The sequence below is a fragment of the Streptomyces omiyaensis genome (assembly GCF_014650895.1).
Classification (GTDB): domain Bacteria; phylum Actinomycetota; class Actinomycetes; order Streptomycetales; family Streptomycetaceae; genus Streptomyces; species Streptomyces omiyaensis.
On record NZ_BMVV01000013.1, the window covers coordinates 90,737 to 108,793 of the forward strand.

Genomic DNA, 18,057 nt, shown 5'->3' on the forward strand with positions numbered 1-18,057 from the left:
GGCAGGCATCGATGACCGAGCTGTACCCCTCCGCGCCCTCCGCCGTCTCCCGGCGCACCACCCTGCGCGCCGCCGGCGGCGGCACCCTGCTCCTCGGTCTGGGGCTCACCGGCTGCCGCTCGGCCGTCGAGGAGTCCGCCGCCCCCGCGGTGGCCGACGCCGCCGGACCCCGGCGCGGCGGCACCCTCACCGTGGCCGTCAACTCGGACTTCACCCCGAGCCTGCTCTTCGCCCAGAGCAACCAGTCCCTCCAGCAGCGGCTGATCTACAACACCCTCACCCGCTACGACGACCGGCTCGAACCCCAGCCCGAGCTGGCCACCTCCTGGGAGTACGCGGCGGACGGCCGCGCCCTCACCCTCAAGCTCCGCACCGGAGTCGTCTTCCACGACGGCCGCCCCTTCACCGCCGACGACGTGATCTTCGCCGTGAAGAACCTCCAGAACCCGGTGCGGGCAGCCCAGTTGAGGGCCACCGCCGCGGCGGTCACCGGCTTCGAGAAGCGCGGCGACCACGAGCTGGTCCTCAAGCTCGCGCACCCCGTCAACAACCTCTTCGACCTCTTCGAATTCATGATCATCACCGATCCGGGCAGCGTCGAGGAGGCCGTCGCCGGCAAGAGGCTCAACGGCACCGGTCCCTTCTCCCTCACCCGGTGGAGCCCCGGCACGGGCCTCGGCCTCAAGCGCCACGAGAAGTACTGGCAGCCCGGCCGCCCCTACCTCGACGGCGTCGAGATACGCGTCGTCCCGCAGGCCGACGCCCTCATCTCCTCGCTGCGCACCGGCCAGTCCCAGCTCTCCTACTCCGTCCCCGGCCGGAACCTCGCCACCGTCGCGGGCGTCCCCGGCCTCGTCGTCAGCGAGTACGCCACCGGCGGCGGCGCCTCCTACCTCGGCGTCAACACCTCGATCGCCCCGCTCGACGACAAGACCGTCCGCCAGGCCCTCGCCTGGGCCGTCGACCGCGAGCGGATCCTGAAGCAGGTCCTCGGCGGCTACGGCCTCGCCTCCGCCACTCCCTGGCCCAAGTCCTCGCCCGCCTTCACCGAAGCCGGCCGCACCCACTACCGGCACGACCCGGGCAAGGCCCGCGAGCTGCTGAGGTCCGCCGGCCACACCCGGCTCGACCTCCCCCTCCTCCACGTCAACCTGCCCGGCGAGACCGCGCTCGCCGAGGCGGTCCAGTACGACCTCCAGCAGATCGGCGTCCACGTCACCCTCGAACCCACCGACGCGGCCACCGCCCAGAAGAAGCTCATCTCCCAGTCCATGCCCGCCCTGTGGGCCATGGGCCACAGCTTCGCCCAGGTCCAGCCCTCCACCCTGGCGGTCAGCGCCTACCCCTTCAACGCGGCCAAGAACACCTCCCGCTTCCGCTCGGAGGAGTACACCCGGATCGTCCGCGAGGCCTGGACCAGCCGCGCCACCGGCGCCGGGGCCAACGCCCTGCGGCAGCGGGTCACCGACACCCTCCTCGACGAGGCCTTCATCATCGACCTCGCCATCCGCGGCAGCGTCCAGGTCGCCTCCCGGAAGCTGCGCGGCGCCACCCTCAACAAGTTCTCCTACCTCAACCTCGACGACGCCTATCTGGCGGGCTGACGTGCGCGGACACCTGCTGCGGAGGCTCCCCTCCGCCCTCCTCGTGCTCGCCGCCGCCTCGGTCCTCGCCTTCGGGATCCTCCGCCTCGTCCCCGGCGACCCCGCCGCCGTCCTCGCCGGACCCGACGCGGGACCCGAGGTCCAGGCCGCCATCCGCGACCGCCTCGGCCTCGACGAACCGCTGCCCGCCCAGTACCTCCACTGGATCGGCGGACTGCTCACCGGCGACCTCGGCCCCTCCTACGTCATCGGCGGCGAGACCGCCGACCTCATCGCCGACGGGCTCGGCGCCACCGTCGAACTCACCCTCGGCGCCCTGCTCTTCGCGGTCCTCATCGGCGGCACCCTCGGCGTCCTGGGCGCCACCGCCCGCCGCCCCTGGATCCGCGGCGCCGTCCGCTCCGTCACCACCGCCGCCCTCGCCGTACCCCCGTACGTCAGCGGCGTCCTCCTCGTCCTCCTCTTCGCCGTCCTCCTCGGCGTCCTCCCGGCCGGCGGCCGGATCCCCCTGCTCACCGCCCCCGACCTCGGCGTCCAGTACCTCCTGCTCCCCGCCCTCTGCCTCGCCCTGCCCAGCGCCGCCGTCCTCGGCCGCTACCTGGAGGACAGCCTCCGCCGCGCCCTCGCCGAGGACCACGTGCGGACCGCGACCGCCGCGGGCATCGCCCCCCGCCGCATCCTGTGGCGCCACGCCCTGCCGCACGCCCTCCCGCCCGTCGTCACCCTCCTCGGCATCCAGACCGGACACCTCCTCGGCGGCGCCGTCCTCGTCGAGGCGATCTTCGCCTGGCCCGGCCTCGGCCAGCTCGCCGAACAGGCCCTGGTCCGACGCGACTACCCCGTCGTCCAGGACCTCCTGCTCCTCCTCGTCGCCGTCTTCGTCCTCGTCCAGCTCCTGTCCGACCTCGTCCACGCCTGGCTCGACCCCCGGATCAGGTGGGAGTAGCCGCCATGACCACCCTCGCCCCGACCGCGCCGGCCGCCGCGCGCCGCCCCCGCCACCCCTACCTCACCGCCCTCGCCACCGCGCGCGGCCGCACCGGCCTCGCCCTCGTCGGCCTGGTCGTCCTCGCCGGGCTCCTCGCCCCCCTGCTCGCCGGCCACCCGCCCACCGACCAGAGCGGCCTCACCCTCGCCCCCGTGGGCACCCCCGGACACCCCCTCGGCACCGACGACCTCGGCCGCGACCTGCTCTCCCGGCTGCTGCACGGCATCCGCGCCGACCTCGGCATCATCGCCGTCGCCGTCCCGCTCGGCGCCGTCCTCGGCTGCCTCCTCGCCCTCGCCGCAGCCGTCCACCCGGCCGTCGACACCGCCGTCCAGCGCGCCTTCGACCTGATCCTCGCCTTCCCCGGGCTGATCCTCGCGCTCGCCGTCACCGCCGTCCTCGGCCCCGGCCGGCTCCCCGTCGTCCTCGTCATCGCCCTCGCCGAGATCCCCGTCTTCGGACGGCTCCTGCGCACCGGCATCCTCGCCCAGCGCAGCCGCGAGTACGTCACCGCCGCCCGCGTCGGCGGCACGTCCGGCCGCCGGATCCTCACCCGGCACGTCCTGCCCAACGCCGCCGACCCGCTCGTCGTCCAGTTCGCCGTCTCCCTCACCGTCGCCGTCTTCCTCGAAGGAGCCATGAGCTTCCTCGGCGTCGGCGTCCGGCCGCCCGAACCCACCCTCGGGGCCGTCCTCAGCCAGTCCATGCCCCACCTCGCCCAGGCCCCGCACTTCGCCGCGGGCCCCCTCGTCACCGTGACCGCGCTCGTCCTCGGCCTCTCCCTCGTCGCGGAGGCGCTGAACCGGGAGATCCGCCGATGACCACCGCCCCGCTCCTCGACGTCCGCGACCTCCACGTCTCCTTCACCACCCCCGACGGCGCCGACCTGCACGCCGTCCGCGGGGTCTCCCTCACCCTGCGGCGCGGCGAGACCGTCGCCGTCGTCGGCGAGTCCGGCTCCGGCAAGTCCACCACCGCCCTCGCCCTGCTCCGCATGCTCCCCGGCACCGGCCGGATCACCGCCGGCTCCGTCCTCCTCGACGGCACCGACCTCACCACCGCCGGCGAGGACGCGCTGCGGGCCGTCCGGGGCAGCCGCGTCGGCATGGTCTTCCAGGACCCGATGACCGCCCTCAACCCCGTCCTCACCGTCGGCCGCCACCTCGACGAGGTGCTCCGCGCCCACGGCGGCCGCGACCGCGCCGCCCGCAGGGCCCGCGCCCTCGAACTCCTCGGCCTCGTCGGCATCCCCGACCCCGGGAGGCGCCTCGACGACCACCCGCACCAGTTCTCCGGCGGCCAGCGGCAGCGCATCCTCATCGCCATGGCCCTCGCCGGCGAACCCGACGTCCTCCTCGCCGACGAACCCACCACCGCCCTCGACGCCACCGTCCAGGACCAGATCCTCACCCTCCTCGGCGACCTGACCCGGACCACCGGCACCGCCCTCGTCCTGATCACCCACAACCTCGGCGTCGTCGCCCGCACCTGCGAGCGCGTCCTCGTCCTCTACGGCGGCACCGTCGTCGAGGACGGGCCCACCGCCGAGGTCCTGGCCCGGCCCCGCCACCCGTACACCGCCGGACTCCTCGCCGCCGTGCCCCGCCTCTCCACCCCCTCCGGCACCCGCCTCACCGGCATCCCCGGCAGCCCGCCCGACCTGCGCCTCCCGCTCGCCGGCTGCGCCTTCGCCGACCGGTGCCCGCTCGCCGAGGACCGCTGCCGCACCGCCGCGCCGGAGCTCACCGCGCTCACCGACACCGTCCGCGCCGCCTGCCACCCCGCCGCCGAGAGCCCCGTGCCGCTGCCGCCGCCCCCGCCGCCCGTCCGCGCCGACCGCCCCGCGCCCGGGCCCGTCGTCCTCGCCGCCGAGGGGCTGCGCAAGACCTACGGCAACCGGCGCCGCCGCTTCACCGCCCTCGACGGCGTCTCCCTGACCCTCCGGACCGGCGAGACGCTCGGCATCGTCGGCGAATCCGGCTCCGGCAAGTCGACCCTCGCCCGCATCCTCGCCCACGCCCACCCCGCCGACGGCGGCCGGATCCTCCTCGACGGCCAGGACGTCACCCGCCCCGGCCGCGCCGGGCTGCGGACCGTCCGCCGCCGCGTCCAGATGGTCTTCCAGGACCCCTACGCCTCGCTCGACCCGCGCATGACCGCCGGCGACATCGTCGCCGAACCCCTGCGCGCCTTCGGCATCGGCACCGCCGCCGACCGGCCCGCCCGCGTCGCCGAACTCCTCGGCCGCGTCGGGCTCGACCCGGCCGCCGCCGACCGGCTGCCCCGCTCCTTCTCCGGCGGCCAGCGGCAGCGCATCGGCATCGCCCGCGCCCTCGCCCCCGAACCCGCCGTCCTCCTCTGCGACGAACCCGTCTCCGCCCTCGACGTCTCCGTCCAGGCACAGATCACCGGACTCCTCGCCGACCTCCAGCGCGACCTCGGCCTCGCCCTGGTCTTCATCGCCCACGACCTCGCCGTCGTCCGCCAGGTCAGCCACCGCATCGCCGTCATGCACGAGGGCCGGATCGTCGAGGAGGGCGACGCCGACACCGTCTGCGAGCAGCCGCGCGCCGCCTACACCCGGGCCCTGCTCGCCGCCGTGCCCGAGCCCGTCCGGCCCCCCGTGGCCGTGCCCGCGGGGAAGGTGACCGTGTGAGCGCCTGCTGCACCCCCGGCCGGCCCTGCCCCGGCGACGCGCCCGCCACCGGCCCCGTCGACCTCGGCGCGCCCGCCGTCCGGACCGCCCCGCCCGCCCCCGCCATGGCCGAACTCCCGGGCGGGACCTTCCGGATGGGCGACGCCTTCGGCGAGGGCTACCCGGCCGACCACGAGGGGCCGGTGCGGGAGGTCACCGTCGCGCCCTTCGCGATCGACACCACCGCCGTCACCAACGCCCGCTTCGCCGCCTTCGCCGCAGCCACCGGCCACCGCACCGACGCCGAACGGCACGGCTCCTCCTTCGTCTTCCACCTCCTGCTCCACCCGGCCGCCGAGCCCCACGTCCTCGGCCGGGTCGCCGCCGCCCCCTGGTGGCTCGCCGTCGAGGGCGCCTCCTGGCACGCCCCCGAGGGCCCCGGCTCCGACGTCGGCGACCGCGCCGACCACCCCGTCGTCCACGTCAGCCACGCCGACGCCCTCGCCTACTGCGCCTGGGCCGGCCTCCGGCTGCCCACCGAGGCCGAATGGGAGTACGCCGCCAGGGGCGGCCGCGACGGCGCCCGCTATCCCTGGGGCGACGAGCTGACACCCGGCGGCGAGGAGCGCTGCAACACCTGGCTCGGCGACTTCCCGCACCGCTCCGACCGGCCCGGCGGCGCCACCGGCACCGTCCCCGTCACCGCGTACCCGCCCAACGGCCACGGCCTCCACAACACCTCCGGCAACGTCTGGGAGTGGTGCGCCGACCCCTGGGACCGGGCCGGCCGCGAACGCGTCATCCGCGGCGGCTCGTACCTCTGCCACGCCTCGTACTGCCACCGCTACCGCGTGGCCGCCCGTTCCCACAACACCCCCGACTCCTCGACCGGCCACGGCGGCTTCCGCTGCGCCCGCACCCTGTGACCCCGGAAGGAACCGCCCGCCCATGAGCACCGGCACCCGCCCCGACCCCTACGACGGCTTCCCCGGCCACGTCGGCCGCACCTTCGCCGACTCCACCCCGGCCTGGCCCGACCGCACCACCCCGCCCGCCGGCGCCCCGAACATCGTCGTCGTCCTCGTCGACGACATGGGCTACAGCGACATCGGACCCTTCGGCTCCGAGATCCCCACCCCGGTCCTCGACCGGCTCGCCGCCGACGGCGTGCGGCTCGGCAACTACCACACCATGCCGCTCTGCTCGCCCGCCCGCGCCGCCCTCCTCACCGGTCTCAACCCGCACCGCGTCGGCTACGCCACGGTCGCCAACGCCGACCCCGGCTTCCCCGGCTACGCCATGCGGATCGCCGACTCCGTCCCCACCCTCGCCGAACTCCTCCACGACGCCGGCTACGCCACCTACGCCGTCGGCAAGTGGCACCTCGTCCGCGACTCCGCCTCCCACGCCGCCGACGACCGCGCCGACTGGCCCCTCCAGAAGGGCTTCGACCAGTACTACGGCGTCCTCGAAGGACTCACCAGCCTCTTCCACCCGCACCAGCTCGTCCGCGACAACAGCCCGCTCGACATCGACGAGTTCCCCGACGGCTACTACTACACCGACGACATCACCGACCAGGCGATCTCCATGGTGAAGTCGCTGCGCGCCCACGACCCCGACAAGCCCTTCCTCCTCTACCTCGCCCACAACGCCGTCCACGGACCGCTCCAGGCGAAGGCCGAGGACATCGCCCGCCACCGGGGCCGCTACGACGAGGGCTGGGACGCCCTGCGCGAGCGCCGCTTCGCCGGGCAGATCGCCGCCGGACTCTTCCCGCCCGGCACCGGACTCCCCGAGCGCAACGGCGAGGCCGGACAGGACGTGCCCGCCTGGGACTCCCTGAACGAGGAGCAACAGCGGCTCTACGCGCGCTACATGGAGGTCTACGCCGCCCTCGTCGACAACATCGACCACAACCTCGGCCGGCTCACCGACACCCTCGACGCCCTCGGCGAACTCGACAACACCATCATCGTCTTCACCTCCGACAACGGCGGCACCGGCGAAGGCGGCCGCGAGGGCACCCGCTCCTACTTCAGCCGCTTCGTCCACCACCCCCGCCTCCCCGGCGACTGGAACCCCGACGTCGACCGCGACCCCGAGCTCATCGGCGGACCGCGCAGCCTCGTCCACTACCCCCGCGGCTGGGGCATGGCCTCCAACACCCCCTTCCGCCTCTACAAGGGACACACCTACGCGGGCGGCGTCCGCGTCCCCTTCGTCCTCTCCTGGCCCGACGGCGTCCGCGCCGGCCGGCTCGCCCCCGGCATCCGCCCCCAGTACCAGTACGTCACCGACCTCACCCCCACCCTCCTCGACCTCGCCGGGATCGCCCGCCCGCGGACCCGCCGCCGCGTCCCCGTCCAGGAACCCGACGGCACCAGCTTCGCCCCCGTCCTCGCCGACTCCGCACACGCCTCCACCCACCCCGAGCAGTACTGCGAGATGACCGGCAACCGCAGCCACTACCGCGACGGCCACAAACTCGTCACCCTGCACCGCCCCGGCACCCCCTACGACGACGCCGAATGGGCCCTGTACGACATCGGCGCCGACCCCACCGAGATCCACGACCTCGCCGCCGAACGCCCCGGCCTCGTCAAGGAGCTGGCCGCCGCCTGGGAGGAGGCCGCCCGGCGCAACGGCGTCTTCCCGCTGCCCGACCACAGCGGCGCCCTCGCCCGCCGCAACCCCGCCGAGCGGCGCCTGGCCCGCCCCCTCACCCTGCTGCCCGGCACCCCGGAACTGGAGCGGTACCGCTCCTCCCGGCTGGTCTCGCTGCGCTCCTTCGCGATCGAGGTCCTCCTCGACGAGCCCGGCGAGGGCGTCCTCGTCTCCCACGGCGACCAGGGCGGCGGCTACAGCCTCTACGTCGAGGACGGCCGGCTGGCCTTCGCGTACAACGAGTACGGACACCTCCACGAGACCGACGCCGGCCCGCTCGGCCCCGGCCCCCACACGCTGCTCCTCGCCGCGACCGCCGAGGAGGGGCTGCGCTGGCGCTTCACCGTCACCGTCGACGGCGAGGAGCGGGCCGCCCCCGAGAGCGTCCACCAGCTCATCGGCATGGCGCCCTTCCAGGGCATCAGCGTCGGCGTCGACCGCAAGTCGCCCGTCTCCTGGCCGCTGTACGAACGCCGCCGGTCCTTCCGCCACACCGGAGGGATCCGCTCCGTCACCTACCGCCCCGGCGCCCCGGGACCGGATTCCCCCGAAGCGGTCGCCACCGCCCTGGAGGAGGCCGCCGCCGCCTTCGAGTGACCGCCGGGCCCGGCCGCCCGGCCGGCCTCAGCCCGGCCGGGCGGCGAGGGCGTCCAGGGTCTCGTCCAGCGTCGTCGCCGCCATGATCAGCGACAGGTGCGTGAACGCCTGCGGGAAGTTGCCCAGTTGCTCGCCGCTCGGCCCGATCTCCTCGGCGAAGAGACCGACGTGGTTGGCGTACGTGAGCATCTTCTCGAAGGCGAACCGCGCCTGCCGCACCCGCCCGGCCCGCGCCAGCGCGTCCACGTACAGGAAGGTGCACAGGCTGAACGTGCCCTCGGCGCCCCGCAGGCCGTCGGGCGCGGCACCCGGGTCGTAGCGGTGCACCAGGTTGTCCCGCACGAGCCCCCGCTCGATCGCGTCCAGGGTGCTCAGCCAGCGCGGATCCGTGGGGCCGAGCAGCCCGGTGCGGGGGATCAGCAGCAGCGAGGCGTCGAGCACGTCCCCGCCGAAGGACTGCGTCAGCGCCCCGCGCCGCTCGCTCCACCCCCGCCGCATCACCTGGGCGAAGATCTCGTCCCGCGCCGCCCGCCAGGTGTCCAGCGCGGCCGGCCGGCCGAACTCCTCCGCCAGCCGCAGCCCCCGGTCGAAGGCCACCCACGACATCACCCGGCTGAAGGTGAAGTCCTTGCGCCCGCCCCGCGTCTCCCAGATCCCCTCGTCGGGCGCGTCCCACGCGTCGGCGAGCCAGTCGAGCAGCCCCGACACCGCCCGCCACCCCTCGTACGTGGGCTGGATGTCCTGACCGCCGCCCTGTGCCAGCGCGTACATCGCCTCGCCGAAGATGTCGAGCTGGAGCTGGTCCGCCGCCGCGTTCCCCACCCGCACCGGGGCCGAACCCCGGTACCCCTCGAACTCCGACAGCACCTCCTCGGGCAGCCACGGGTCCCCGTCCACCCGGTACATGATCTGGAGCGGCCGTCCGTCCGCCGGGCCCGCTGACCGCTCGGCGACCCGCGCCGTCAGCCAGTCCGTGAACGCGGCCGCCTCCTCCTCGAAGCCCAGGTCGAGCAGGGCCCGCACGGCCAGCGAGCCGTCCCGCACCCAGGTGTAGCGGTAGTCCCAGTTCCGCTCCCCGCCCACCTGCTCCGGAAGGCCCAGCGTCGGCGCCGCGATCGGCGCCCCCGACGGCAGGTACGTCAGCAGCTTCAGCGTGATCGCCGACCGGTGCACCATGTCGGGCCAGCGCCCCCGGTACCGCGCGGTGCGCACCCACCGCTGCCAGAAGTCCACCGCCTCCCACAGCGCGGCCTCCACCTCCCCCACGTCCGGCAGCGGCGGCACCTCGGCCTCGGGGCCGTCCACGGTGAAGGAGGCCCCGGCGACCTGACCCTCGGACAGCTCCAGGCGCCCCCGCACGTCGTACGGCCCGTCCCGCTCCAGCGGCACGTTCGACTGGAGGAAGCCCGCCATCGCCGCCGAGCGGAAGGCCGCCGTGAGGCCGTCGATCCGGACGTCGTGCGGGGTGCGCCCGAAACCGAAGCGCGGCCGGCACTCCAGGGTGAAGGCGACCCTGCCCCGGGTGCACCGCATCACCCGCATCAGGGCGTGCCGCGCCGTCGGCCGGCCGGTCCGGTCCGGCGGCATCCAGTCCATCAGCTCGCCCACCCCGTCGGGGGACATGAACCGGGTCACCAGCATCGCCGTGTCCGGATAGTAGAGCTGCTTGACCGTCACGTCCGGCCCGTCCACCGAGAGCCGGAAGTAGCCGCCCCGGTCGTGGTCCAGGAGCGCGGAGAACACGCCCGGCGAGTCGAAGCGGGGCGCCGCGAACCAGTCCACGACGCCCTCGTCCGAGATGAGCGCGGCGGTCTGCAGATCCCCCACCAGACCGTGGTCGGCGATGAGCGGATAGCGCTTCATCCCCCCACTATCCGCGATCGGCCGCCCGCGCGCCCCGCCGACGAGATGCCGTCGCCGTCCGGCGGGAGCACCATGGACGGTGAACGGAGAATCGGCACGGAGAGACGGAAGCACAGCCGGCTCGGGGACCTGCCCATCCGGACACGGCGAGGCCATGACAGCAAGCCCCGCGGCCCCACGCCGCCCAGCGAAGCAGAGCAGCCTCTACCGGCTCGGGCACTGGTGCGCCCGCCACTTCGTGATCGTGGTGGCCCTGTGGCTCGCCGCCCTGGTCGGACTCCAGATCGCCGACCGGGCGATCGGCGGACAGTACTCCGACGACTTCGACCTCCCCGGCGCCCAGTCCTCCGACGGCCTGTCCGTCCTGGAGGCGCACGACCCGGCGGCCGGCGGCTACGCGGCCCAGATCGTCCTGAACGACCCGTCCGCACCGCTCACCCAGCAAGCCTCCGCCGTGAACTCGACGGTCGCCGCCCTGGAGAAGCTGCCGGACGTCCTCGGGGCCCAGAACCCGCTGCCGCCGCCCGGCACCACACCGCCCCCGGCCTCCACCACCACCCCGAACACCGGACCGCTGTCCACCGACGGCAAGACCGCCTACATCACGGTCCGCTTCAGCGTGCCGCCGTCGACGCTCGGTGACGACTACCTGAACGGCGTCGACACCGCCGTACAGCCGCTCCGGGACGCCGGGGTCACCGTCGAGTACGGCGGCTCGCTCGGCGAGCTCGCCCGGCCCGCCGCCGACGACCGCACCAGCGAGGCCATCGGCTTCGCCGTCGCGATCGTGGTCCTCCTGATCGGCTTCGGCAGCATCATCGGCGCCGTGATGCCGCTGGTCACCGCCCTCATCGGGGCGATCTGCGGACTCGCCCTGCTCGGCCTCGTGGCCGCCGCCTTCACCTTCGGCACCGTCTCGCCCACCCTGGCCACCATGATCGGCATCGGCGTCGGCATCGACTACGCGCTGTTCCTGATCACCCGTCACCGGCAGAACCTCATGAACGGCCACGATCCCGCCGACTCCGCCGGCCTGGCGACCACCACCAGCGGCCGGGCCGTGCTCGTCTCCGGCTGCACGGTCGTCATCGCCCTGTCGGGCCTGTGGGTCTCCGGTGTCACCTTCATCGGCAAACTCGGCCTGGCGGCGGCCTTCACCGTCGTCACCGCCGTCCTCGCCGCCCTCACGCTCGTCCCCGCCCTGCTCGGCCTCGTCGGGAAGCGCATCGACCGCTACCACGTCCGCAAGCCGGTCGCCGAGACCGACGCCGAACCCGGGGCCGAAGCCCACGGCACCTGGCACCGCTACGCCCAGCGCGTCGAGCGGCGCCCCTGGTACTTCCTGGTCGGCGGCGTCGTCACCCTGCTGATCCTGGCCTTCCCGCTGCTCTTCATCCAGCTCGGCCACATCGGCGACGGCGCCGACCCGAAGTCCTTCACCGACCGGCGCGCCTACGACCTCATCTCCACCGCCTTCGGCCCCGGCGCCAACGGCCCCCTCACCCTCGTCGTCGACCAGTCCGCCGTGCCCTCCGGCGACCGGGCCGCGCTCGCCACCAGCCTCCAGAAGGCGCTCACCGGCGTGCCCGACGCGGCCTCCGTCACGCCGCTGAAGGCCACCTCCGACGGCGACGTCCTCGTCGGCACCGCCTACTCGGTCGCCTCCCCGCAGGACGAGAAGACCACCGAACTCACCAACCACCTCATCGACGACGTCCTCCCGCAGGCCGTCGCCGGCACCGAGGCGCGGACCTACGTCACCGGCACGACCGCCGCCCAGGTCGACTTCCTCGACCTCGTCTCCAGCCGCCTGCCGCTGATCATCGCCGTCGTCGTCGCCCTCGCCTTCCTGGTGATCCTGACGGTCTTCCGCGGTCTCCTCGTCGCCGTCAAGGCCGCCGTCCTCAACGTGCTCTCCATCGCCGCCTCGTACGGCGTGGTCGTCGCCGTCTTCCAGTGGGGCTGGGGCGGACCCGCCCTCGGCGTCTCCGGCAAGGTGCCCATCGAGAGCTACGTGCCGATGATGATGTTCGCGATCGTCTTCGGCCTGAGCATGGACTACGAGATCTTCCTGCTCTCCCGGGTGCGGGAGGCCTGGCTGCGCACCGGTGACTCCAAGGCGAGCGTCGCCCACGCCCTGGAGATCACCGCCCGGGTCATCACCTGCGCCGCCCTCATCATGGTCAGCGTCTTCGCCGCCTTCATCGTCTCCGACAACATCGTCGTCAAGATGCTCGGCCTGGGCCTCGCCGCCAGCGTCCTCATCGACGCGACCGTGGTCCGCCTCCTGCTGGTGCCCGCCGTGATGACCCTGCTGGGCCGCCACGCCTGGTGGATCCCGCGCCGCCTGGACCGGATCCTGCCCCACCTGGACACGGAGGGCGAGGAGGCCCTCAAGCGCGACGAGGCCGCCACGGTGCCGCCCGCCCGCTGAGGTGCCGGCCCGCCCGCTGACGTGCCCGTCCGCGCGCTGACGTGCGGGCCCCGCCCGCTGACGTACCCGTCTTCCCACCGACATGCCCGTCCGCAGGGTCCGGAGGCCCGCCGAAACCGGCGGCACCCGAAATCCGGCGGCCCCGCCGGCCGCGACCGGGCAGAATGCGCCCATGATCCAGGAAGACCGCCGCACCCCCGTGCCGTACGCCGCAGCCGACGAGCGCGCCACGCTCACGGCCATGCTCCAGTTCCAGCGCGACACCCTCGCGCTCAAGTGCTCGGGCCTCACCCCGGAGCAGCTCAAGGAGCGCGCCGTGCCGCCCTCCGCGCTCTCCCTGCTGGGCCTGGTCCGGCACGCGGCGGAGGTCGAGCGCGGCTGGTTCCGCAACGTCCTCGCGGGGGAGCGGAGCCAGAGCCACTGGACCCCGCCCGGCTCCACCGAGCGGGCCGACTTCGACGTCGAACACGCCGACGCGGAGGCGGACTTCGCCGTCTGGCGGGCCGAGTGCGCCCGCTCCCGCGCGACCGTGGACGCGGCGGAGTCCCTCGACGCCACCGGGGGCCTCGGGGACGACACGTACTCCGTCCGCTACGTCCTGGCCCACATGATCGAGGAGTACGCCCGGCACAACGGCCACGCGGATCTGCTCCGCGAGCGCATCGACGGCAGCACGGGGGAGTGACGGCGCCCGTGACGCACGACCGGCACCCCGACGTCGCGGAGGCCGTCGAAGGCGAGCGCCGCCTCCACGACCCCGCCGTCCGCCTCTCCGCAGACCTCGCCGAGGCCCTCTTCGACCCCGAGTTCGTCGAGGTCGGGGCCTCCGGGCGGCGCTGGACGCGCGCGGAGATGCTCGCCGCCCTGCCCGGGCTGCACGGGGGCGCGGACGGCCCGCCCATCGTGGCCACGGCCTTCGCCGGCACGGTCCTCGCCGCCGGGCTCGTCCACCTCACCTACGAGACCGTCATCGACGACCGGCACGCCCGCCGCTCGTCCCTCTGGCGCCGCGGCCCCGGCGGCACGCTCCGGCTCTACTACCACCAGGCCACCCCGGTGCCGGCCTAGGCAGTGCCCGGGCGGTCCCGCCCGGCGCTACCTCACCTCCCGGACACGCCCCGCGCGTCCGTCACGCAGTCCGCCGCGCAGCCGTACCGCCGGAAGCCCCGGCGGAGCGCGGCGGCGGCGTGGTGGCGCTCGACGTGCTCGTGCCCGTACCGCTCCCGCGCCAGCCGCTCCACGGCGGCCACGGTGACGATGGCCGGCTCGCCCTCGCCGGCGGCGAGACGGGCCGCGACGATCACCTGCTCCGTGGCGCGTTCCAGGTCCCGCAGGTAGGCCGCGTGGGCCATCCGGCCGGCCCGGCGGGCGGCGAACGGGCGCACGGCCCGGCCCTTCCACACGATCCCGGCCACGATCAGCGCGAGGCCGGGCCCGATCAGGAACACCCCGCCCGCGAACTCCTTGACGGTGATTCCCATGTGCCGTCGCCTCCCCCGTCCGCCGGCCGTCGATTCTACGGCCGGCGGTGCGGCGCGGGCCCGCGCCGCACCGCCGGGGCCCGTTCGGGCACGCGCGGGCCCGCGCGCGGACTCGCGGGCAAGGCCCTGCCTCCGGGCCTGCGTTCAGGCCTGCACGAGGTCGCCGTGGCGGTGCACCACCCGCCACGCGCCGTCCTCGCGCCGGTAGGTCTGGGTGGCGCGCAGCGTGTAGGTGCGGGCCTCGCCGTCCACCGACGCCGAGATGTGCTCGAAGCAGGCGGTGTAGGCCGCGTCGCCGACGACGTCGTGGCTGAGCACCTCGATGCGGTAGGAGGTGCAGGCGGAGAAGCGGGCGGCGAGCGCCGTGAACAGCGTGTCCACGTCGTCCCGCCCGAGTGCGTTGTACCAGGCGCCCAGCACGCTCACCGGCTCGCGGCGCGACCAGAGCTCCCGGCGCGGCGCCGGGTCCCCGTCGTGCAGCGCCCGCTCGGCGTCCTGGAGGTCGGTCCTGACCCACGTCAGGAAGTCGTCCCGGTCGGTCATGCCTTCATCATGCGCACGCGCCGCCGCCCCCGCACCCGCTGGGGCCGGTGCCCTCACCGAGGGGCACGGAGGCGGGGTCGGCCAGGACCGTGTCGCGGGCCAGGGCCACCGCGCCGGCCAGGGGCGCGTCGGCGCCGAGCACCCCGGGGAGCGGGTGCGGCACGGGCGCCGCCCCGGCGGTCAGGGTCCTGCGCCCGGCGAGCCGGGCCTCCAGGCCGCGCGCCAGCCAGGGGTGCCAGTCGGCGAGGTAGCCGCCCAGCACCACGTCGTCCGCGTCGAGGAGGCTCGTCACCGCGAGGACGGCCGCGCCCAGCACCTCTCCGGCGGCGTCCAGCGCGGCGACGGCGTCCGGCTCCCCGGCGGCCAGCGCCCGGCCGAGCGCGGCGACGGCGGCCTCGGTGCCCCGCTCGGCCCGCAGCGCGCCGAGCCCGGCCGCGTCGGTGAGCGCCTCGGGGCCGAGGTAGAGGGCGAGGCAGCCGCGGCCGCCGCAGGCGCAGGGGGGCCCGTCGAAGGCGACCGGCATGTGGCCGGGCTCGCCGGCGACGCCGTGCCGGCCGGCTTCGATCCGTCCGTCGAGGACGAGCCCGCCGCCCACGCCGACGTCGGCCTTGAGGTACGCGAGGGAGCGCGGCGCGGCCCCGCGCCGGACCGTGAGCGCGCGGTACTCGGCGAGGGCGGCGAGGTTGGCGTCGTTGGCGAGGACCACCGGTCCCCCGGACTCCCCGAGGCGTTCCCGCAGCAGGGAACCGAGGTCGACCGGGCCGGGCCAGCCGAAGTCGGTGGAGAACACCCGGCCGCCGGCGGTGACGGGGCCGGGCACGGCGACGAAGGTGCCGGCGAGGTGGGCCCCGGGGTGTGCGGCGCGGGCCGCCGCGACCGTCTCCCGCACCGCGTCGGCGAGCGTGCCGGCGAGGGCGCCGGGGTGGCCGCCGGGGGTGGCGTGGGCGAGTTCGGCGCGGTGGCCGAGGGTGCCGGCGAGGTCGGCGACGGCGAGGTGGAGCCTTTCGCGGGTGACCCGGACCGCCACCGAGACGACCCGGCCGGGGACGGTCTCCAGGCGCTGCCGGGGCCGCCCGCGCCCGCCGCCGGAGGCGGTTCCGGCCTCGCGGACGAGGCCGCGGCCGACGAGGTCGGCGGTGAGGGCGGTGAGGGAGCCGTGGGCGAGCCCCGTCGCGGCGGCGGCCTCGCCGCGCGAGGAGGGGCCGTGGTCGGCGAGGTGGCGCAGGACGCGGGCGAGGTTGTGCCGCCGCACGTCGGCGGGGGACTCGGGGGCGGGACGCACCCCTGGATTCTCCCCCAGGGCGGTGGGACGGGTGACGGGCGGACGGTGGGCGGAGCACGGGCGGATGGCGTAGGGCCGACGGGCGGGCGGCAGGAGGGTGGGGGCGGATGGCGTAGGGCCGACGGGCGGGCGGCAGGAGGGTGGGGGCGGACGGCGTAGGGCCGACGGGCGGACGGCGTAGGGCCGACGGGCGGGCGGCAGGAGGGTGGGGGGCGGCAAAGGGTGGCAGGCGAAGGTGACTCGTGTCAGTGAAGCGTGTCACCACTTTTATTTCAACCATTGACGCAAAGAGGGGGGAGCCCCGACGCTGACCCCGTCACCCCGTGGCCGCCGCCCCGGCCCACGCACTCCAGGAGCCGCCCCGATGACCTCCACCGGCCCCCTCGTCGCCACCACGCGAGGCCCCGTACGCGGCGAGCGCCGCGCCGACGGCACGTACCGCTTCCTCGGCATCCCCTACGCCGAGCCGCCCGTCGGGGAGCTGCGCTTCGCCGCCCCCGAGCCGCCCGAGCCGTGGACCGAGCCGCTGGACGCGACCGCGTACGGCCCGACGGCCCAGCGCCGCCCCTTCGCCGAGGTCACCACCATCCCGGAGCCGAGCGTCCCGGGCGCCGGCGTCCTCAACCTCAACGTCTTCACCCCCGGCACCGCCCCCGCCGAGGCCCTGCCCGTCCTCGTCTGGATCCACGGCGGCGGCTACGTCGCCGGCTCCGCCGCCAGCCCCTGGTACGACGGCGCCGCCTTCAACCGCGACGGCGTCGTCCTCGTCTCCGTCGGCTACCGGCTCGGCATCGAGGGCTTCCTGCACCTGGAGGACGCCCCGGACAACCGCGGCGTGCGCGACTGGATCGCCGCCCTCACCTGGGTCCGCGACAACATCGCGGCCTTCGGCGGCGACCCCGGCAAGGTCACCGTCGCGGGCCAGTCCGCCGGCGGCGGAGCCGTCCTCACCCTCCTCGCCACTCCCTCCGCCCGGGGCCTCTTCCGGGGAGCGCTCGCCGTCTCCGGCGCCGTCCTGCACCCCGACGGCCCCGCGGCCGCCCGCGCCGCCGCCCGCCTCTTCACCTCCCGCACCGGCCTCCCCGCCACCGCCGAGGCCCTGCGCGACCTGGGCGACGACGAGATCCTGGCCCTCCAGGACCGGCTCGCCGAGGACGGTCCCGACCGCGAGGGGCTGCCGCCGATGCTGGCCCTCGCCCCCTTCGCGGACGGCGAGCTCATCCCCGTACCGGCCGCGGAGGCCCTCCGCACCGGCGACGCCGGCGCCGACGTCCCGCTCGTGCTCGGCTTCACCGCGGACGAGTTCGCGATGGCCCCCGGCCCCGGTGGCGACGGGCCGCCGCTCCCGCTCCTCCTCGGGGCGCTCGGCCTCGACCCGGCGCGGACGGGGGACTTCACCGCCGCCTACCCGGACGTCCCCGAGGGCTCCCTCTTCGGCCAGGCCCTCACCGACGTCGTGTTCCGGGCGCCGAACCTCGCCGTCGCCGACGCCCGCGCCGACCGCGAACGCCCCACCTGGCTCTACGAGTTCGCCTGGCGCTCACCGCTCACCGGTCTCGCCGCGCACTGCCTGGACCTGCCCTTCGCCTTCGACCTCCTCGGCGCCGAGGGCGTCCCCGAGGCGGCCGGTCCCACCCCGCCGCAGGCCCTCGCCGACGCCGTCCACCGCGCCTGGGTCGCCTTCGTCAAGGACCAGGACCCGGGCCCCGACTGGCCCCCCTACACCCGGGACACCCGCGCCACCCGGGTCTGGGACACCGAGAGCCGCGTCGAGAGCGACCCGGTCCGGCACGTGCGCGACCTCTGGCTCGACTGAACCCTTCCCCCGGGCGACTTCCTCCGGGCGGCGTCTCCCGAGCGACTTCCCGCGGCCGTGACGCCCGGGGCGGGACCCTCCGCCCCGGGCGTCACACGCTTTTCGCGTTCCGTGCATGGAACGCCGCGGGGTCCGCGCCGATGATCG

The 18,057-nt window shown here is 75.3% G+C and carries 14 protein-coding genes; 10 read left to right on the forward strand and 4 right to left on the reverse strand.

The window, feature by feature from the left end; genetic code table 11:
• The first annotated feature begins 11 nt into the window (after nucleotides 1–11).
• From IE287_RS21980 to IE287_RS22005, 6 genes are all read left to right on the forward strand, one after another.
• Nucleotides 12–1,604: an ABC transporter substrate-binding protein gene (locus IE287_RS21980; RefSeq protein ID WP_189850852.1), complete on the forward strand. Its 1,593-nt coding sequence runs from the start codon at nucleotides 12–14 to the stop codon at nucleotides 1,602–1,604.
• 1 nt (nucleotide 1,605) lies between these two features.
• Nucleotides 1,606–2,550, forward strand: coding sequence for an ABC transporter permease (locus IE287_RS21985; RefSeq protein ID WP_189850853.1), 945 nt, complete (start codon nucleotides 1,606–1,608; stop codon nucleotides 2,548–2,550).
• A gap of 5 nt (nucleotides 2,551–2,555) precedes the next feature.
• Entirely contained in the window at nucleotides 2,556–3,413 is an 858-nt protein-coding gene (locus IE287_RS21990; RefSeq protein WP_189850854.1) for an ABC transporter permease, read from the forward strand.
• The gene (locus IE287_RS21995) at nucleotides 3,410–5,248 is read left to right on the forward strand and encodes an ABC transporter ATP-binding protein (RefSeq protein WP_189850855.1); all 1,839 of its coding nucleotides are present in this window, start codon (nucleotides 3,410–3,412) and stop codon (nucleotides 5,246–5,248) included. Before IE287_RS21990 ends, IE287_RS21995 begins: the two co-directional genes overlap by 4 nt.
• 104 nt (nucleotides 5,249–5,352) lie before the next feature.
• Nucleotides 5,353–6,153, forward strand: coding sequence for a formylglycine-generating enzyme family protein (locus IE287_RS22000; RefSeq protein ID WP_189850954.1), 801 nt, complete (start codon nucleotides 5,353–5,355; stop codon nucleotides 6,151–6,153).
• Between the two features lie 22 nt (nucleotides 6,154–6,175).
• Entirely contained in the window at nucleotides 6,176–8,491 is a 2,316-nt protein-coding gene (locus IE287_RS22005; RefSeq protein WP_189850856.1) for an arylsulfatase, read from the forward strand.
• 27 nt (nucleotides 8,492–8,518) lie between these two features.
• Here the strand turns inward: IE287_RS22005 and IE287_RS22010 are convergent, their stop codons facing one another.
• Nucleotides 8,519–10,354, reverse strand: coding sequence for a glycoside hydrolase family 15 protein (locus IE287_RS22010; protein WP_189850857.1), 1,836 nt, complete (start codon nucleotides 10,352–10,354; stop codon nucleotides 8,519–8,521).
• Between the two features lie 154 nt (nucleotides 10,355–10,508).
• Between IE287_RS22010 and IE287_RS22015 the strand changes: the two genes are divergently transcribed.
• From IE287_RS22015 to IE287_RS22025, 3 genes are all read left to right on the forward strand, one after another.
• Nucleotides 10,509–12,788 carry an MMPL family transporter gene (locus tag IE287_RS22015; RefSeq protein WP_189850858.1) on the forward strand — a complete coding sequence of 760 codons (2,280 nt, stop codon included), beginning with the start codon at nucleotides 10,509–10,511 and terminating at the stop codon, nucleotides 12,786–12,788.
• A gap of 172 nt (nucleotides 12,789–12,960) precedes the next feature.
• Nucleotides 12,961–13,473 (forward strand): DinB family protein, encoded by a 513-nt coding sequence (locus IE287_RS22020; protein ID WP_189850859.1) that lies wholly within the window; start codon nucleotides 12,961–12,963, stop codon nucleotides 13,471–13,473.
• A gap of 8 nt (nucleotides 13,474–13,481) precedes the next feature.
• The gene (locus tag IE287_RS22025; RefSeq protein WP_189850860.1) at nucleotides 13,482–13,856 is read left to right on the forward strand and encodes a nuclear transport factor 2 family protein; all 375 of its coding nucleotides are present in this window, start codon (nucleotides 13,482–13,484) and stop codon (nucleotides 13,854–13,856) included.
• Between the two features lie 32 nt (nucleotides 13,857–13,888).
• Here IE287_RS22025 and IE287_RS22030 read toward each other — a convergent pair whose 3' ends face one another.
• From IE287_RS22030 to IE287_RS22040, 3 genes are all read right to left on the reverse strand, one after another.
• Nucleotides 13,889–14,269, reverse strand: a complete 381-nt coding sequence (locus IE287_RS22030; protein ID WP_189850861.1) for a hypothetical protein — start codon at nucleotides 14,267–14,269, stop codon at nucleotides 13,889–13,891.
• Nucleotides 14,270–14,413: 144 nt separating this feature from the next.
• Nucleotides 14,414–14,812: a nuclear transport factor 2 family protein gene (locus IE287_RS22035; RefSeq protein WP_189850862.1), complete on the reverse strand. Its 399-nt coding sequence runs from the start codon at nucleotides 14,810–14,812 to the stop codon at nucleotides 14,414–14,416.
• Nucleotides 14,813–14,819: 7 nt separating this feature from the next.
• The gene (locus IE287_RS22040) at nucleotides 14,820–16,094 is read right to left on the reverse strand and encodes an ROK family transcriptional regulator (RefSeq protein WP_189850863.1); all 1,275 of its coding nucleotides are present in this window, start codon (nucleotides 16,092–16,094) and stop codon (nucleotides 14,820–14,822) included.
• A gap of 364 nt (nucleotides 16,095–16,458) precedes the next feature.
• On the opposite strand from IE287_RS22040, the gene IE287_RS22045 reads away from it, so the two are divergent.
• Nucleotides 16,459–17,910: a carboxylesterase/lipase family protein gene (locus IE287_RS22045; protein WP_189850864.1), complete on the forward strand. Its 1,452-nt coding sequence runs from the start codon at nucleotides 16,459–16,461 to the stop codon at nucleotides 17,908–17,910.
• The last annotated feature ends 147 nt before the right edge of the window (nucleotides 17,911–18,057 follow it).

What these genes read in the sequence shown, in the direction of transcription:
- IE287_RS21980 (WP_189850852.1), top strand. Translation starts at nt 12, where the DNA reads ATGACCGAGCTGTACCCCTCCGCGCCCTCCGCCGTCTCCCGGCGCACC.
- IE287_RS21990 (WP_189850854.1), top strand. Translation starts at nt 2,556, where the DNA reads ATGACCACCCTCGCCCCGACCGCGCCGGCCGCCGCGCGCCGCCCCCGC.
- IE287_RS21995 (WP_189850855.1), top strand. Translation starts at nt 3,410, where the DNA reads ATGACCACCGCCCCGCTCCTCGACGTCCGCGACCTCCACGTCTCCTTC.
- IE287_RS22000 (WP_189850954.1), top strand. Translation starts at nt 5,353, where the DNA reads ATGGCCGAACTCCCGGGCGGGACCTTCCGGATGGGCGACGCCTTCGGC.
- IE287_RS22005 (WP_189850856.1), top strand. Translation starts at nt 6,176, where the DNA reads ATGAGCACCGGCACCCGCCCCGACCCCTACGACGGCTTCCCCGGCCAC.
- IE287_RS22010 (WP_189850857.1), bottom strand. Translation starts at nt 10,354, where the DNA reads ATGAAGCGCTATCCGCTCATCGCCGACCACGGTCTGGTGGGGGATCTG.
- IE287_RS22015 (WP_189850858.1), top strand. Translation starts at nt 10,509, where the DNA reads ATGACAGCAAGCCCCGCGGCCCCACGCCGCCCAGCGAAGCAGAGCAGC.
- IE287_RS22020 (WP_189850859.1), top strand. Translation starts at nt 12,961, where the DNA reads ATGATCCAGGAAGACCGCCGCACCCCCGTGCCGTACGCCGCAGCCGAC.
- IE287_RS22030 (WP_189850861.1), bottom strand. Translation starts at nt 14,269, where the DNA reads ATGGGAATCACCGTCAAGGAGTTCGCGGGCGGGGTGTTCCTGATCGGG.
- IE287_RS22035 (WP_189850862.1), bottom strand. Translation starts at nt 14,812, where the DNA reads ATGACCGACCGGGACGACTTCCTGACGTGGGTCAGGACCGACCTCCAG.
- IE287_RS22045 (WP_189850864.1), top strand. Translation starts at nt 16,459, where the DNA reads ATGACCTCCACCGGCCCCCTCGTCGCCACCACGCGAGGCCCCGTACGC.